Genomic DNA, 16469 nt, shown 5'->3' on the forward strand with positions numbered 1-16469 from the left:
ATCAGAAATTACAGCTCTTAAGAAAAGCCCTACGGCTCACCACAAGGGACTTGAGCTCATCGAGCATATCCTTATTGACTTCTTCAGCAATTGGGAAAATGAAGCGCTCAGTCTCGTCGGTATAACGGGCGATAAATTCGGCATTGGTAACAAAACCCAGGGATATCATATTGGAAATCCGATCGGCAACTTTAAGAACCTTGGCGTTATGGGATCCCTGATTCTTTATTCTGATAAGAAAAGCCGCCTTGGTTTCATCAATCCTGCGGGATACCTCAAGAACCAGATTATACACCGCAGGGCTGTCATAATCGATAGAAAGCAGCAGGTTCCTATTAAAATCGGGTACATCTTCAATTAAATCATGAACTACCGATGCCTTAAGAAGCACCGAATCAATATAACCATAATCGATAAGGGTTGCCATCGTATCAATCTGATGCCGAAACATATTACCCCCACCTTCCCGGCTTTTACCAATAAGGGTGGTGGCCAGCTGCATGTAAGGTGCAATATGCATTCCCTTTAAACGGAGCATTTCATCGGTGTTCATGATATTGCCTATGCTAAATCTCGAAGATAGGTCTCTAACTTCTTAATCCGCTCCTGTACATCTTCGAGCTTAGCCCGTTCCTGGGCAACCAATTCCGCCGGGGCATTACTCACAAAGTTTGCATTAGTAAGCTTAGCCTCGAGCATCGAGCGGAATTTGATATCCTTCTCCAGATCCTTGGTAAACTTTACCAAAAGCTGCGCCTGATCGACCGCATCGGCAATAGACACAAAGGTTTCAAAGCCTTTGCCAACCAGCCCAACGGTCCCTTTCGGTTTAGTAGTCTGCCCAGCACTTCCGAGGCCTTCAAACTCAATGTGCTCCACATTAGCAAGCAGGGCAACAAGAGCTTGAGCATCAATAAAAGCTTCCCGGTAAGGGAAATTTATTTCGAAGCGAACTAAAAGTTTAATTTTCTTTTCCGGTGGTACAGTACATTCACTGCGAAGGGTCCGTACCTGCCGAATCAGGTCCTGAAGGCTTGCAAATTGTGCTTCTATGTCGTCAGCCCGTCTTGTCTCTGAATACTCTGGATAAGGTGCTGTAATAAGAAGCCCAGAAACATTTGGAAGTTTACTATATATTTCTTCAGTTACAAAAGGCAGGAGCGGATGGAGCAGACGTAGTGATTCAGCAAGCACATCAAGGAGGACCGTGGTAGCCCTATCCTTTTCAGTTTCATCACCCTGTTTCAGAGAAATCTTCGTCGCCTCCACATACCAGTCGCAGAAGTCGTTCCAGAAATATTCATAGGCTGTCTGAGCCGCATCGTTGAACCGATAGGTTGTAAAAGCTGTAGACATCGATTCAACGGCCCGATTAAGCCGTGCATAAATCCAGCGGTCTACGGTATTGAGTTTGGGATTTGGAACTAGATTTCGGCCTTCCAGGTTCATCAAAATATAACGACTGGCATTCCATACCTTGTTTGCAAATTTGGAACCCAGCTTAAAGGATTCCTTATCAATAAGGATATCCTGGCCCTGGGCACAGTTAAAGGCCAGGGTATATTTAAGAGCATCAGCTCCAAATTCATCCACCAGCTCCAGAGGATCCAGGCCGTTACCAAGGCTCTTAGACATTTTACGCCCCTGCTTATCCCGTACAAGGCCATGGATATAGATATCCCGGAAGGGCACCTGACCGGTAAACTCAAGCCCCGCCATAATCATCCGGGCAACCCAGAAGAAGATGATATCATAGGCGGTCACTAGGGTTGTGGTAGGATAATAGTTCCGCAAGTCTGCGGTGTCCTTTGGCCACCCCAGGGTGCTGAAGGGCCAGAGCCAGCTGGAAAACCAGGTATCCAGTACATCCGGATCCTGCTCAAGTTCGGTGGATTTACAGTAGGGACACTCGAGGGGTTCTTCCCGGGCAACCACGGTCTTGCCGCAGTGCCTGCAGTACCATGCAGGAATCCGGTGTCCCCACCAAAGCTGGCGGCTGATACACCAGTCTCGGATATTGTTAAGCCAGTGTTCATAGGTATGTTCCCATTTCTGTGGGAAAAATTGAATTTCACCCCGTTTCCATGCGGCCAGCGCTTTTTCCGCCAGGGGCTTCATCTTTACAAACCATTGCTCCGAAAGATAGGGTTCAATAACCGTATGGCAACGGTAACAGTGGCCAACAGCATGGCTTATTTTTTCTTCCCTTACAAAGAGCCCTGCGGATTTCAGGTCTTCCAAGACAAGGGTTCGGGCTTCTTTCACTGTTTTACCCTGATATTTTGCCGGAACCTGATCATTCAGTTTTCCATCGGGAGTGAGTATATTGATGAGGGGCAGGTTGTGACGTTTAGCCACTTCCCAGTCATTGGGGTCATGGGCGGGGGTAATTTTTACTACCCCGGTACCAAATTCCTTGTCTACGTATGTATCGGCTACCACAGGGATGGTACGTCCCGTGAGGGGGAGCTCCACCATTTTCCCTACCAGGTGCGTATAGCGGCTGTCCTCGGGATGCACCGCCACCGCCGTATCGCCGAGCAGAGTTTCAGGCCGGGTGGTAGCAAGCTCCACATATGCTTTACCCTGAGAGCCCGCCACTGGATACCGGATATGATAGAGGGCCCCTTCCAGGTCTTCGTGTTCTACTTCATCGTCAGACAGGGCGGTTCCGCAGGAGGGGCACCAGTTTACGAGGTAGTTTCCCTTATAGAGGAGGCCCCGTTCATAGAGGGTTACAAAGACTTCCCGAACCGCCCGGGACAGCCCTTCATCCAGGGTAAAGCGTTCCCGGGACCAGTCTACACTGGCTCCAATTTTAGCCAGCTGACGGCTGATTATTTCATGGTGTTCCTTTTTAACCTTCCAGGTTTCTTCTACAAACTTTTCACGGCCCAGATCATGCCGGGTTTTCCCCTCTTTTTTCAGACGTTTTTCTACCACATTTTGGGTAGCAATACCCGCATGGTCCGTACCAGGGACCCAGAGGGTCGGATCCCCCTTCATACGATGGAAACGAACAATGATATCCTGAAGTGAATTATTAAGACCGTGGCCCATATGAAGAACACCGGTTACATTAGGGGGAGGGATGACAACGACAAAGGGCTTTTTCCCTTTTACAGGTTTAGGTTGAAAACTGCCCGATTCTTTCCACTGGGCATATATACGATCTTCGAAGTTTTTTGGATTATAGGCTTTTTCCAGTTCTACGGCTTTCATGGCCGACTCCTTAAGTACAGACTTACGCTTGTGATATAGTAATAAAAGCAAGCAATATATGCAACATCACTGATACAATTAAGGTGAACGACATACACTACTATAACCAGGTATTACAAGGCCCTCTTAAGGTGATACGGTCTTGAGTATTGATTCAACTCGATCTATTATTTCCTTTGGTGTAGATGCTCCGGCGGTTATGCCAACTGTAGGAAACTCATAAATCTGTTCAGGGATTTTGTGTTCATCTTCTATAAGCCAAACGGGAACGCCCTGCTCCTCTGCGATACTCTTTAGCCTCTGGGTGTTCGCAGATTCTTTACCGCCGATGACTAATAATGCATCGACTTCCTTGCAAAGATTATAGAGAGCTTCCTGCCGTTCCCTGGTGGCATTACAAATAGTATGTTCTACGATAAGATCAGGAAATAGCTCTTTAAGAGTATTTACTATCTTTTCAAAGGTTATTTCTGAAAAGGTTGTTTGGGCCATGAGCACTATTTTTACATACTCACCTTGATGTTGTTTAATTCTTTGAGCAACCTGCAGGGCTTCTTCAAGATTCTTTATTACGATAGCATGGGGCGCATATCCGAGAATACCAATGATCTCACTATGTTCCGGTTCGCCCACAATAAGGACCTGGTAACCAGCCTGTGCAAATTGAGCCGCTTTTTTCTGGCTTATATGCACCTTAGGGCAGGTGGCATCTACCAGTTTTGCCCCGGTATTAATAATATTTTGTGCAACCTCAGGGGGTACTCCATGGGCGCGAATAATCACGGTAGTTTGTACAGGGTCAGTAATTTCTTCATGGTTATGAATAATCGATATTCCCTTTTCTTGTAATTGTCCAAGGGTGATGGGGTTATGAATTAAGGGGCCGAGGGTAAGGATTTTCCGTTCAGGATGGGCTTCTAATTCCTGATAGGTCTTTTTAATGGCCCGTTCAACTCCCATACAATATCCACAGACCACTGCTCTTTTTACAACCATACAAACACCTATAATTGAGGACTCCTAATTACTAACTGAGTTATTAGAGGTTCCCTAAAAACAAAATGGGCTCTCTAAAAAGGTGTAAAACTTTTCAGACAGCCCTTATTCATCAATATTTATTAGCCCATCGAAAAATCTTACAATTTTTGAAGGCTCTTATAAACCAAAAGCTCTATTAAGCCTTTTTAAGACCTGCACTTGCTGTTACTGCAGCTTTTATAGTGTCCTTTTTTACCTTCTTTTCCCAGAATAGAACAAAGGCCGAGGCAATAAAGATAGTAGAATATACACCACTGGTCATACCAATAAGCAGGGCTAATGCAAAATCTCTCATTGCACCAGTTGTAAAGAGGAATAAAGAAAGCACTGCGAACATGGTGGTAATAGTAGTAATGAAGGTACGGGAAAGTGTTTCCGTGATGGCCCTGTTCAGGTTATCCTCAAAACTGCTATCCGGATTAAGTTTTAGTGTTTCTCGGATACGATCAAATATAACGATGGTATCATTGATAGAGTAACCCAGGATAGTCAGAATTGCGGCAATGGTGGTTGTATTAAATTCCATACGGAGCCATACAATAAACGCAACCATTATGAGACCATCGTGTAGTATTGCCAGCACTGCACCCGCAGCATAATGGAACTTAAACCGGAAAGAAACATACACAAGAATTAAAAGCATGGTCAGAAACAGCAATAACCCAGCCTGTTCGGTTAAATGTTTGGAAAACCGGGCTCCAACATAGTCGGTGCGGGATATGGCAACCTGGCCTTCACCAAAGGCGTTGGTTAATGCTGAACTGATCTGTTCTGCAGTATGCTTTGCAAATTCTTGTTCGGTGCCCTTATCTTCTACACGGATAAGGAATTTTCTTTCCTTTGGCTGACCAAGATTCTGGACAGAAACATTACCGAGCGAGGCGAGAGCTTTCCTTACCTCTGCAATGTGAATCAGGCCAACGTCAGATGTTATATAATGGATCCCATAGGGAACTGAACCGAGCCGGGGATTACCCTGTGCACTCTGCACCAGTGTATTGGTTGCGACATCACGGGAGGCAACAACCTCTACTGCTAAACCCTCGATACCGCTCATGGCATCAATCATGGAGCCAAGAGTCGGATAGGAAGCATAGGTGTAGGTGTAGGTTCTCTTCTCAACATCAGAGCCGGAAATAATGATCTCCAGCTTATTCTTATCCATGGAAATACCTGCAACTCCCTTGCCAGTATAGGTCAACTTGATTGCAGTAGGAGCAAACTGAATTTCTTGAATCAGACCTGCCTGGAAATCTACACCCAAGTTAAAACCGCCATATACTACATATCCCACAATTCCTGAAATAATCAGGACAAGAGAAAGTATGACAGCGGGTAGAAAAAACCTGGAAAATTTGAGTATTTGTTTCATCTATTTAATCCTCCAGCTGATGGAGACCGACTTCTGATTCAGGATATCGGTACCGAAATCAAAGATAAGCCGCGATACAAAAAGGGCTGTAAATACGGATGAAATAACGCCGATTGCTAGGCTGACCGCAAAGCCCTGTATAGGACCGGTACCCAGCTGAGACAGGAAGAGGGCTGCAATAAAGGTAGTGATGTTAGAGTCCATAATTGCCCAGAAGGCCTTGTCAAAACCTGCATCAATAGCAGCTTTCCTGCTTTTTCCAAGCCGAAGCTCTTCCTTAATACGCTCAAACACAATAACATTCGCATCGACTGCCATACCGATCGTCAAAATAAACCCAGCAATACTTGGGAGCGTCAGGGTCAGATTAAAGGCAGAAAGGATACTGAACATAAGGAAGAGATTCAAAATCTGGGCGATCATGGCATTAATACCAGCACCTTTGTAATACAGGAGCATAAATACCATAACCGCTGCGATACCGCCTAAGAGAGCATTAAGACCCTGCCGTATGGTATCTTCACCAAGGGAAGCTCCAATGGCCTGCTGATTCACTACTTCCAGATCAATCGGTAACGCGGCCGTTCGAAGAATGAGTGCGATATTATTGGCTTCATCAGCACCAAAACCAGTAAGCCGTACTGAATCACGAATAGGTTCTTGGATCCTGGCATAGCTCTTTACCTTATCGTCGAGAACGATTGCAAGGGATTTATTGACATTGGCTGAGGTTAATTTGTAAAAGAGCTCACCACCTTCACTATCGAGCAGAAAGGTAACCTCTGGTCGGCCAGTGATCTGATCACGGTCGACGAGCGCATTTTTAATATGATTCCCATCAAGACCAACTTCTTTCTTAATTACAATATAGTCTACAAAGGTATCGAGGCCATATTTATCTTTGTTATAGAAGCCGCGCACAACCGTATCAGCAGGAATTACAGAAGGGTTGAGCAGGTTCCCTTCACCATCAAAGGTATCACTGGGATGTTCCCGATAATAGGACCTAAATGCTGTGGTTGCTTCATCATCAACAATATGGAACGCAAGGCGGCCTTTACCCATAATGATGGAATTAATCCGTTCAGGATCGGCAGCACCAGGGATTTCTACATAAATCTGGTCATTACCCTGACGTCGAATAACCGGTTCGGTAAGACCGAATTTATCGATACGGCTGTTAAGAACTTCGAGGGCCCGGTTCATTGCATCTTCCTTGTCAGCATCGGTTAAATCCCTGCCAAGGCGTTCTTTTAAGGAGTCCAGATTTGCCTGGATTACCACACTCATACCGCCAGATAGGTCAAGTCCAAGCTGAACAGCACTCTGATGCAGGTCCTTAAGGGCTAGGATTTCTTCCCGGTACTTTGATTCGATTGCATCGAGGGCTTCCTTCTCGCCTGCAAAGGCGGATAATACAGCCCGGGCATCCCATTTTTGTGGCGCAGGACGTTTTGCTAATTTGTAATTTTCCTTTGCAATTTTAATTAAAAAACTAAGCCCATCGGGGACATATCCACCATTTTTCGCTAATTCCTTTAATTCCTTAATATCTGCCTGTGCCTTTCTGTTTGCATAGGACTTAATCTGTTCTCGGGAACCTAATGCGAGGGTTTGATCCTCCTTAGGCACCATAAAATACCAGCGCAGGGTCGGATAAAGGAATGCAAATGCAATCGCGACCGTGGCAAGGATGATGAAGAACCGATACCGTTTACTCATGCCGTTGCTCCAATGTTCTATAGAAATATATAAGTTATTTAGTTTCCTCAGTGACTACTTCTGTTTTTTCTGCTTTTGCGCTTTCTACAACTGAAGCGATGGCGCTTCGTGAGAATTCAATCTTAGTAGAATCATCAACCTTAACGACAACTGTACCCTCTTTTACTGACTGGATCACCCCATGGATTCCACCAATGGTAACCACCTTATCGCCCTTTTTAAGAGCTGCCAGCATTTTTTCGGTTTCCTTCTGCTTCTTATTCTGAGGTCGAATAATCAGAAAGTAAAAAATAAGGATAACAAGGCCGAAAGGTACAAAGGTTGAGATAAGGGATGCGGTGGTACCTGCACCTGCAGCCTGATCAGGGGCTCCCATGAGGAGCGGCAATACAAATGTATTCATAGGGTAACTTCCTTAATAAGAGACTTCTCCGTAAAATACCATAGGCACCCGGCTCGGTCAAGGCACAATTTTTCCTATCATAGCTTTCATAACTTCTGAATTTTAGAGAGGCTTTATAAAACAATAGCCTTATTCACTTCTACAGGAAATACTCCAAAAAGGCGATCGAAGGGAAAGGACCTATCATAATGAGTATGTGCAGCCTTATTATATGCCTCTATTACATAATCTAGTTCAACCGGATCCTTAGAATATATAGCAGAACTATAGGCAGCTCTGAAAAGTCCACGTTCTGCCAGTTCTTTGGTGCTGAGTGTACCATATTTTCGCTTAGCCTGCCCGTCCACCACAGCCGCAGGGCCGTCATAACCAATGGTAAAAATAAAATCTGCGCGGGATAGCATACTGCCTCCAATAAAAAAAAGACTACTTCATACAACATTGTTTATGAAGTAGTCCATAGCCTAGTTTCTGAGACTCGTCTTTGTCAATATTGGCGCTATCAATCTACCGGTGAAAAGTCATCCTTGGAGGCACCGCACATAGGACAAACCCAATCGGCGGGCAGAGATTCAAAGGGTGTGCCTGGCTGTATGCCCCCATCCTTGTCACCTTCTGCGGGATCATAAATATACCCGCATACATCACAAACATACTTCTTCATGGTGTACTCCTTAACAATCTATTATGCCTTCCAAAGGCCATGTAAATTGCAATATTCCCGGGCAGAAACAATCCTGGCGGATAGGGTAAACTCAGCAACCGGGGCGTCACCGGGCTTTAGGAATTTGCGATGGGATACTCCATCGGCTAAAAGCTCTATCCATTCAATATAGTGTTTTTCTTCCATTGGATGGGGAACGGAGCCAACCGAAACCTTGTAACCAGTCGCAGTTTTTTCGATAACCGGTACATGTTTTTCCTTTGCCGCATCGGTTGTATTCTCAGTCAGAAGCTTCATTGGTTTGCCGCAGCACACCAACTCACCTTCTCCGGCATGGATCACTTCCACAATATTACCACAGAGTTCACACTTATAGATCTGTGCAATTTGGGTCATTGATTCCTCCTAATAATTTTCGCCAAGCAGCTCAAAATATGCCTGGGGATGGGCACAGGCAGGGCAGGCTTTGGGTGCTTCGGTACCTTCATAGAGATACCCACAGTTCAGACAGCGCCACACAACCGGCTTATCTTTCTTGAAGACCTGTCCGGCATCGATATTAGCCTTAAGCTTTTCATATCGTTTTGCATGCTGTTTTTCAGCTACTGCAATCGACTCGAATACGGTCGCAATAGCGCTAAATCCTTCCTCCCGGGCAATTTTTGCAAATTCGGGATACATGGTCTGCCATTCATAGTTTTCACCACCGGCGGCTTCAAGTAGATTCTCTGCGGTCGTTCCAATGACGCCAGCGGGGAAAGAGGCTTCGATTTTAACCTCGCCGCCTTCAAGAAACTTAAAAAGCCGTTTTGCATGTTCCTTTTCCTGATCAGCGGTTTCACTGAATATTAAAGAAATCTGTATAAAGCCCTCTTCTTTAGCCTTGCTGGCAAAGTAGGTGTATCTGTTCCGGGCCTGTGATTCACCGGCGAAGGCGGTAAGCAGATTTTTTTCTGTCCTGGTTCCTTTTAGGCTTGCCATAGTTCACTCCTTGTATTTGATGTTGATGAGAAGTTCCTCTATATTTTGATATCAAACAGTAATAAAAGCAAGTAGTTTTGTATATTTTTTAAGAATAATTCTTAATTTAATTGATTCTGATAGATTTTTTTATAGGGTTGTAAGATTGGATTATCCGGTGACAACGAAAGAGCCTGCTTAAGATAGTAGACGGCCCGTCGTTCGTCCTTTCGGCGATGATATACTTCAAGCATCGCGATGAGCGCATCAAGGTTGCGTGGATCTTCAAAGAGGCTTGAACGAAGATCATTTAAAATCGATTCTTCATCGGTTTTCAGTTTACTTCTCAGGTAATAATAACTGCTTTTAAGCGTGCTGGAACTTACACTTGTAATTTTTGCGTCAATGATAAGCCTAGCATCCTCTTTTTTACCCGCATTGATAAGAGCGAGTACATAGGTCAGGGTATTCTGTTCGTTAACAGGATCTCGATCATAGAGTTCCCTGGCGAAAAGTAATGCCTGATCATATTTTTTTAAACCCTGTTGAATGAGCACTGCATTTGCTAAATCCGTGGTTGAGCGTCGGTTGTCTATGAGTTGGTTATTATATACTTGGGCCTGTGCCCAGTTTTGCTGTCGTATAGCCACAATAACCGCCAGTTCTAATATATTTGTTGATATAACTGAATTTTGAATTTCATGAGTATTAGTTTTTATATCCCGGAGTAAGAGTTCCAACATTCCTATACCCTCTTTTTGTTCCACTTCACGTTCAGATTCTATGAGGAGCCGTGCCAAATATATTGTTGCGTCCATATCGGATGGAGAATTTCGCAAAATAGACCTTAAAAAGATAAGAGCCGCATCACGATTCCGAAAACCTTCTGCTTGAATTCGAGCTCGTAAGTAAAGATAGGTCGCATTTGAATTATCCATCATACCATAGGCATCTAAAAGAGGAGCTGCCTGAAGGTATTTTTTTTGTTCTATTAAAACCTTAGCCCTCATAAGCAATACATCCTTATCTTTTGGATCTTTTTGTAATAATTCTGCTAATGCAGGTTCAGCTCTGGACCAATTTTCTGTTTGATAATACAGCATGGCCAAATCCCTTTTAATAGCCCAATTCTCGGGATATCGTGATAGTAGTTCTGTTAATAAATTAATAGCGTCAACATTTTGTTGCTTTACTGATAATAAACGAGCCAGAGCCAGAGCCGCAGGATAGCAATCTGCTGAAAGTTCATAGGCTTTAGAATATAAAGAAAAGGCTTGCTCCCTTTGGCCAGTTCGTTCTAAAACTATTCCCTTAAAATAATAAGGAAGGATAGACTTACTATTTATTGCCATAGCCCTATCGAGATCTGGAATTGCTGCAGCTAAACGTTCAGTTCTTTTTTCGTTAAGCAAGGCAATAAAAGGAAGCAATAGTTCAAAAAAATCTTCCGAACTAGCAGGAGCAGGTGTATACATTCCTTTTTCAGCTTCCTTGATAATTCTAATATATACACTAGTAACAGGGGCGTCAATTTGAGGTAATTCAATCACAAGAGCAGGATATACAGATTTATAGAAAGCTAGAGCGACAGAAGAAAGAGTCCTTCCGAGCTCAGTATCAGCAACATCCCTGTTTCGAAGCAAATCGAGGGCCCGTTGCAACGAAGGTGGTGTTCCTAACTCTATGAGACCACGAATTTCATCCGCGAGACTAAGAGGTTTTTCTTCACTTTTTTCACTTTTCCGTTCAATAGGTGTTTCATCAATTGTACGTACAGGAGCACTTTTACAAGTAAGTAACGAACAACTGAGAAGCAATGCAATAAAAAAAAAGTACCGCTCCTGCAGAGCACCGGTGATAATCATGATCGACTAATGACTATTATCCTGGTCATCCTGCTTAGGATACAAAAACAAAAGAAGCAATAATATACCTGCAAATAGAAGAATAAGGGGCCATGCTGTTAATATAAACTTTTTAAAGGAGAAAGCTACAAGATCCAAAGAAAAAACCAATAAAACAATACCTAAGATAATAAATGCAACCGCTGGTACAATAAACCGTGCAAGGCTTTGATTGGTCCGGAAACGAGCAGCAGGTATGAGCGCGGTTCCAGCAAAAATAGATATTGCAGGCCATACCTTAGCAAATGGATATGGTATAGTATGCAGGATCGTTAACAATAAAAAAAGACCAACCTGTATAAAAAAAGCAGCTAAAAACATATATTGCAGTCTATGATCCAATTTAAATGCAAAAAGAGCAAATAAAACGCCGATAAGTAAAAAAATGGTAGCAGGAATGGTTGCGACTTTTGCGACATCGGAAAGGCTGGCAATAAAAAGCACCAATCCAAAAATCATAAGTGAAAAGCCGATGAAAAATGAAAGACGACCAGCAAGCTTTTGCATTTCTTTAGTGTTCATTGTAAGTATTATAATGATTCTTCTTTAACCTTGCCAATGGGAAGTGGCTATGATAGTATCAAAAAATCCATGAGTCCTAAGCATTTTCATTTATTAGCTCTTATATTTTTCCTATCTACAATACTCTCTTGTGAGCTTACAACTAACCAGTATTCATATTATATTACAGGTAGTAAGGAAAAGCAGGAAACATTAAAAGAACTATTTCGGCTTCTTAACCGCGAAATGGATCCAGGGGAAGAACAGTTCTCTATTGTAAGAGAAATTGCAAATGAACTTTTAAACCAACAAGAATATGCTAGACTCACCAATTTTCTTACTGATTGGGTAACTTCACATCCCAAGGATCCCTTTAACGGTTATCTCCTCTTGATGGTTGCCTATGCGTATATGAAGCAAGATGCAGGCCCCATAGCGGCGATCTATTTTAACCGTATCCTCACTAAATATCCCGACTTATTAGTGAAGGGAGAATCAATCCATTTTCAATGCCTTAAACAACTTATACAACTTGAAAAAAAACCGGAGCACCAGATCCGATATTATAAGGAACTTATTGCCAGATTCCCAGAAAAAATCGATTTAGGCAATGCTCATTTCATGCTGGCCCAGGCCTATGAAAAAACCGGTGAATGGGATATGGCTATTCAAACCTATTCAAAGTTTTTGCCCTATTACAGCTCATCTATTCCGGGTTTTCCCGATGCACTGGGATATGCCATGAAATTGGTAGATTATTATAACTCACCGAAAGATTGGACCTTCGAATCTCTCGATAGTCTGGTCAGTGCAGTGAAAAAAGCCCTCGATTCAGGTAGCAGCCGCGAACTGAGAAGACTCCGGGCTAAGGTCAATTTTTTTGCAGTATCCTGGGGACAGGATGCGAATCAGCCTGTAGGGATGGATGAATTTAACCTGTCAGATTTTATGGCGGGAAATAGGATACGCTATGCCGATACGGTCGATGCAAGTTCTAATGCCAACGAAGCCTATCTCAAAACCTGGGGATGGACCCAGCGGATTACAACCTGGTATCTTTATTTTAGAAAAATTTATTTCCCCGCCGATCCTGAAATTCACGGACGATGGGAATGGGCTGGGGTCTATTATGGGGAAAAATTCTAATGCGATATACAACCATTATCGTAGGTAACATTCTTATTATACTTAATTTTTCCATCTTTGCTTCAGAGATGCAACCCCTTCATCAACATAATCCACTACAAAGTGAACAATACAGTCCTGCCACCGAAATAGTACGTAGTAACGGTGCAGCTATAAGAATTAAAATCGATACCGAATACGTCCAGAATGGATTATCCGCCGTTTCAATGAATAAGCTACCCCTAAATTGGCATGGCATGCAGGGTGTAGAATTATCTATTCCAGGACTTAATGCACTCCTTACCCAACAGTACATTAAACAGTATACAAGCCCCGCTGGGCTTCAATGGCTTAAGGCTGTTATGAACCGGGGGAAGGTTTATTTACCTTTAATCCGCAAAGAGGTGGAAGAAATGAACTTGCCCCTTGAATTAGCCTATCTTCCGGTGATAGAAAGTGCATTTCTTCCAACCGCGGTAAGCAGATCAGGTGCTGTAGGGTTATGGCAGTTCATGAAAAATAGTATCCATGGATATGGTATGGTTATTGATGAATGGCGGGATGACCGGAGGGATGTTCTCAAATCAACCCAGGGAGCATTAAAAAAATTACAGGATAATTACCGTTATTTTAAGGATTGGCCCTTAGCTCTTGCAGCCTATAACGCGGGTCTTGGTGCGGTACAACGGGCGGTGCAGAAGGCTGGTGTAAAAGATTACTGGGTTCTCTGTGAAAAAAAACATCTAAAGAACGAAACCATCCACTATGTTCCTAAATTCCTTGCTATAGCTTTTATACTTGCCAATCCGAGTAACTATGGGCTAGAGCCAGATTGGACCGAAGCACCCCCGATTGAACGAATACCAGTAGGGAGAATGGCTGATGTAAAGTTACTCGAAGAAAAAGCAGGTATTGAACAAGGAATTTTAAAGGCCTTAAATCCAGAGCTATACTTCGGTATCACCCCTTCGGACCCAAATTATCTGCTTAAAGTTCCTGCGGAGTATAAGGAACCAATAGAAAAGCTTCTGCGTAATAAAAATGAAAATCTTATTTTATTTTATTACCACACCATTCATTCAGGGGATACCCTGTCAGCCCTTTCACGCCACTATGGGGTCAGTGTTGAACAGATCAAACTGTCAAATCCAGGTATCCAAGACCGGTACCTAAAGTTGGGGGCAAAAATTAAAATACCTGCTATAAAAAATGTAGGCCCCTATGAACGACCTGCTTTACCAGCCTCATCAATAGCCTTTGAGGGGACCCATGTGGTTAAAAAGGGCGAGACCCTTTGGTCTATCGCATTAGCCTATGACGTTGACCCAGAAGTCTTGGCCACAGTAAATGGATTAACACTTTCTTCAATACTACGTGAAGGTTATCTACTTAAAACGCCGATAAAAAAGATAGAAAATGGTGGTGAATGATTCATGAATATGAAAATTGAAATCCTTAGTTTATTCATATGCATAGGTTTCAACAGTATATTGTCGGCCCAGTCAGAAAGTGCCAAATTCAGTATTGAGCCTGTTCTGCAATGGCATACTATGGAGATTGTCTCTACAGTAAAGCTTGACATGAACTCAGCAGGATTACAGCTCCCTACCGGTCGGGCCCATGGTGAAGAATTACTTGATGTTGAATTTCCTAGAATTATTTCACCTTACCTTTTTACTATTCCGATAGATAGTACAACCACTATTGAAATAGCCATTCAACAAGGTCAGCTATCAATATTAGATATAGATAAGTTAGTTAGAACGGCAACAAAATTCCCAACTATATTAGATTTAACTAATAATAGCTTAAATCGAAAGATTCTCGTTCCCTTGCAAGAGCTTTTAGCACTTTTAGTTCGTCATCATGTTCCAGCGACACTACCACATCCACTTGTTACTCAAACTACTAAAGTTTATACCGGCGTTATCATCTTTGCTCAGGAGCGCCTTCCAATTTACGGACGACAGGATTCAGCATACTTGAGACCTTGCCTCTTCCCAAAGGTATGGGATACTGAAGGGACTCTTGTGTATGAACGAAATATGGTGTCTCCAGAAATAGCAAAAACCCGGGGTATTGCGAAATATACTACAATAGATCAGGTGTTACAGCAGACACCTTCCGGCATCTCCCCTTATCTTCAAGAACTTGTTGGGGATCGTCCCCTTAAAATACTAGCTGATAAAATATATGGTAAACTCCCCACCGATCCAGTTATCAGTAAAGATGATGCGATTATTTTATATTCCTCAGACAATAACCGCCGGCTTCTTACCGAAGGCCGGGTGGTTATTGTTTTAGCTCCAGAATTGTTAATACAGACTTTTACTTTTTCAAATACATCGTCTCCTTAAGACTATTTTCCTGAAGTATTTCAAGAATTTCGAAAGGCATAAGAGCTTGAACAGTACCATTGCTGGCAATTCTTGATGCAACAGTTTCAGAAAAACAATACATAGAAAGTGGAGTAAAAGATGGATTATGAATATCTTCTATAAACTTTATTATATGTAGAGTAAGTTTGTTTGCAAGCAGTGTTGTCTGGTTTATCAGAGCTAAAAAGGCTGCAAAGGGATTAGGATAGGGGTATTCATCGATTATTACATCTGCATCATCAGCTAATTTAAGGGCTGCTTTTAACGCTTTGATAGTACTAGTAAGGCTTTGTATTCCATCTATCAAACCATTATTAACTGCATCATTACCTGCATAGATGCGTCCTTGGGCGAGACTTTCAACCTTTTCTTGAGGCATATTTCGCCCTTCTGCTACCTTGCTCACAAATTCATTATAGAGCTCTAAAATCCACTGATGATACTCTTCAACTTCCTGAGAATTCAAATCTCTATAAGGAAGTATTAAGCCGGCCTGCAAATCCGCATGACTGCCTCGCTTAAGAAGATCTATGGAAAGACCTAATTTATCATTCAATCCTGCATCATAGAACCATGAAGCAATAACACCAATAGAACCAGTTATGGTATAGGGAGTTGCATAGATTCTTGAACCATACATGGAAACCCAATACCCACCCGAACCAGCTACAGAACCCATAGATATATAAACAGGTTTTCGTTCTTTTGCCTTTTTTACAGCCTCAGCAACATAATCCGCCGCTACTGCATCACCACCTGGAGAGTTAACCCGAAGAATTATACCCTTGACTTTGTTATCATTCCCGAGCTGATTGATAATTTTAGCAAGTAATCGTGCATTCATACCCCCATCCAGAGATGTGGAACCATTAGCGTATACAATAGCTATATGAGGTGGTTCAGCCCAAACATCTTGTTGAATAGAAGGAGCTTTATAAAATGCAGCAGCAGCAATTACTAAATTTGTGTTTTTTTGGAATAGACTGAGTTTCATATCTCCATAAATTTGTATCAACATTTCATTTCCTGAGAGTTCATTGATAGCCCTCTGTATTGCCTCTTCCCTTCCAAAGTAATCAACAAGATTAAATTTCTTAGCTTCCTTGGGACTTATTAGAAAATTGGATTCTAACAAGGTATTAAATTGATCCTCGGTAATTTTTCGATCATGAATAATAGA

At 42.7% G+C, this 16469-nt stretch carries 16 protein-coding genes; 3 read left to right on the plus strand and 13 right to left on the minus strand.

Annotated features, from left to right (window positions below; translation table 11 throughout):
* Position 1: 1 nt before the first annotated feature.
* The 12 genes from SPICA_RS15455 to SPICA_RS09360 all read right to left on the minus strand — a co-directional run bounded on the left by SPICA_RS15455 (position 2) and on the right by SPICA_RS09360 (position 11807).
* Positions 2-553 (minus strand): hypothetical protein, encoded by a 552-nt coding sequence (locus SPICA_RS15455; protein WP_013969257.1) that lies wholly within the window; start codon positions 551-553, stop codon positions 2-4.
* 8 nt (positions 554-561) lie between these two features.
* The gene (locus SPICA_RS09310; RefSeq protein ID WP_013969258.1) at positions 562-3222 is read right to left on the minus strand and encodes a valine--tRNA ligase; all 2661 of its coding nucleotides are present in this window, start codon (positions 3220-3222) and stop codon (positions 562-564) included.
* 126 nt (positions 3223-3348) lie between these two features.
* Positions 3349-4218 carry a 4-hydroxy-3-methylbut-2-enyl diphosphate reductase gene (gene ispH, locus SPICA_RS09315; RefSeq protein ID WP_013969259.1) on the minus strand — a complete coding sequence of 290 codons (870 nt, stop codon included), beginning with the start codon at positions 4216-4218 and terminating at the stop codon, positions 3349-3351.
* 178 nt (positions 4219-4396) lie between these two features.
* Positions 4397-5632, minus strand: a complete 1236-nt coding sequence (secF, locus tag SPICA_RS09320) for a protein translocase subunit SecF (protein ID WP_013969260.1) — start codon at positions 5630-5632, stop codon at positions 4397-4399.
* Complete coding sequence (gene secD, locus SPICA_RS09325) at positions 5633-7354, minus strand: protein translocase subunit SecD (RefSeq protein WP_013969261.1); 1722 nt, start codon at positions 7352-7354, stop codon at positions 5633-5635.
* Between the two features lie 34 nt (positions 7355-7388).
* Complete coding sequence (gene yajC / locus SPICA_RS09330) at positions 7389-7757, minus strand: preprotein translocase subunit YajC (protein ID WP_013969262.1); 369 nt, start codon at positions 7755-7757, stop codon at positions 7389-7391.
* Between the two features lie 113 nt (positions 7758-7870).
* Positions 7871-8161: a hypothetical protein gene (locus tag SPICA_RS09335; RefSeq protein WP_013969263.1), complete on the minus strand. Its 291-nt coding sequence runs from the start codon at positions 8159-8161 to the stop codon at positions 7871-7873.
* A 98-nt stretch (positions 8162-8259) separates the two neighbouring features.
* Positions 8260-8421, minus strand: a complete 162-nt coding sequence (rd, locus tag SPICA_RS09340) for a rubredoxin (RefSeq protein ID WP_013969264.1) — start codon at positions 8419-8421, stop codon at positions 8260-8262.
* A gap of 21 nt (positions 8422-8442) precedes the next feature.
* Entirely contained in the window at positions 8443-8817 is a 375-nt protein-coding gene (locus tag SPICA_RS09345) for a desulfoferrodoxin (RefSeq protein WP_013969265.1), read from the minus strand.
* A gap of 9 nt (positions 8818-8826) precedes the next feature.
* Positions 8827-9402: a rubrerythrin gene (gene rbr / locus SPICA_RS09350; RefSeq protein ID WP_013969266.1), complete on the minus strand. Its 576-nt coding sequence runs from the start codon at positions 9400-9402 to the stop codon at positions 8827-8829.
* 101 nt (positions 9403-9503) lie between these two features.
* Entirely contained in the window at positions 9504-11246 is a 1743-nt protein-coding gene (locus tag SPICA_RS09355) for a tetratricopeptide repeat protein (RefSeq protein ID WP_013969267.1), read from the minus strand.
* A gap of 6 nt (positions 11247-11252) precedes the next feature.
* On the minus strand, positions 11253-11807 hold the full coding sequence (locus SPICA_RS09360; RefSeq protein ID WP_013969268.1) for a hypothetical protein: 555 nt from the start codon (positions 11805-11807) through the stop codon (positions 11253-11255).
* A 69-nt stretch (positions 11808-11876) separates the two neighbouring features.
* Here SPICA_RS09360 and SPICA_RS09365 point away from each other — a divergent pair, with 69 nt between their 5' ends.
* Genes SPICA_RS09365 through SPICA_RS09375 form a run of 3 tightly spaced genes read left to right on the plus strand, consistent with a single transcriptional unit; the run spans position 11877 to position 15268 of the window.
* Positions 11877-12932, plus strand: coding sequence for a tetratricopeptide repeat protein (locus SPICA_RS09365; protein ID WP_156789656.1), 1056 nt, complete (start codon positions 11877-11879; stop codon positions 12930-12932).
* Entirely contained in the window at positions 12932-14341 is a 1410-nt protein-coding gene (locus SPICA_RS09370) for a LysM peptidoglycan-binding domain-containing protein (RefSeq protein ID WP_013969270.1), read from the plus strand. The genes SPICA_RS09365 and SPICA_RS09370 overlap by 1 nt, the downstream gene beginning before the upstream one ends.
* A gap of 3 nt (positions 14342-14344) precedes the next feature.
* Positions 14345-15268 (plus strand): hypothetical protein, encoded by a 924-nt coding sequence (locus SPICA_RS09375; protein WP_013969271.1) that lies wholly within the window; start codon positions 14345-14347, stop codon positions 15266-15268.
* Here the strand turns inward: SPICA_RS09375 and sppA are convergent.
* Positions 15240-16424, minus strand: a complete 1185-nt coding sequence (gene sppA, locus SPICA_RS09380; RefSeq protein ID WP_041396197.1) for a signal peptide peptidase SppA — start codon at positions 16422-16424, stop codon at positions 15240-15242. The genes SPICA_RS09375 and sppA overlap by 29 nt on opposite strands.
* Positions 16425-16469 lie beyond the last annotated feature (45 nt).

Origin of the sequence: Gracilinema caldarium DSM 7334 (genome assembly GCF_000219725.1) — a bacterium.
Lineage (GTDB): Bacteria > Spirochaetota > Spirochaetia > Treponematales > Breznakiellaceae > Gracilinema > Gracilinema caldarium.

Bases quoted from the DNA above. Each gene is read 5' to 3' on its own strand.
- SPICA_RS15455 (WP_013969257.1), bottom strand. From the start codon at position 553: ATGAACACCGATGAAATGCTCCGTTTAAAGGGAATGCATATTGCACCT.
- ispH (WP_013969259.1), bottom strand. From the start codon at position 4,218: ATGGTTGTAAAAAGAGCAGTGGTCTGTGGATATTGTATGGGAGTTGAA.
- SPICA_RS09335 (WP_013969263.1), bottom strand. From the start codon at position 8,161: ATGCTATCCCGCGCAGATTTTATTTTTACCATTGGTTATGACGGCCCT.
- secF (WP_013969260.1), bottom strand. From the start codon at position 5,632: ATGAAACAAATACTCAAATTTTCCAGGTTTTTTCTACCCGCTGTCATA.
- SPICA_RS09310 (WP_013969258.1), bottom strand. From the start codon at position 3,222: ATGAAAGCCGTAGAACTGGAAAAAGCCTATAATCCAAAAAACTTCGAA.
- SPICA_RS09365 (WP_156789656.1), top strand. From the start codon at position 11,877: ATGAGTCCTAAGCATTTTCATTTATTAGCTCTTATATTTTTCCTATCT.
- rbr (WP_013969266.1), bottom strand. From the start codon at position 9,402: ATGGCAAGCCTAAAAGGAACCAGGACAGAAAAAAATCTGCTTACCGCC.
- secD (WP_013969261.1), bottom strand. From the start codon at position 7,354: ATGAGTAAACGGTATCGGTTCTTCATCATCCTTGCCACGGTCGCGATT.
- SPICA_RS09370 (WP_013969270.1), top strand. From the start codon at position 12,932: ATGCGATATACAACCATTATCGTAGGTAACATTCTTATTATACTTAAT.
- SPICA_RS09360 (WP_013969268.1), bottom strand. From the start codon at position 11,807: ATGAACACTAAAGAAATGCAAAAGCTTGCTGGTCGTCTTTCATTTTTC.
- yajC (WP_013969262.1), bottom strand. From the start codon at position 7,757: ATGAATACATTTGTATTGCCGCTCCTCATGGGAGCCCCTGATCAGGCT.
- rd (WP_013969264.1), bottom strand. From the start codon at position 8,421: ATGAAGAAGTATGTTTGTGATGTATGCGGGTATATTTATGATCCCGCA.
- SPICA_RS09375 (WP_013969271.1), top strand. From the start codon at position 14,345: ATGAATATGAAAATTGAAATCCTTAGTTTATTCATATGCATAGGTTTC.
- SPICA_RS09355 (WP_013969267.1), bottom strand. From the start codon at position 11,246: ATGATTATCACCGGTGCTCTGCAGGAGCGGTACTTTTTTTTTATTGCA.
- SPICA_RS09345 (WP_013969265.1), bottom strand. From the start codon at position 8,817: ATGACCCAAATTGCACAGATCTATAAGTGTGAACTCTGTGGTAATATT.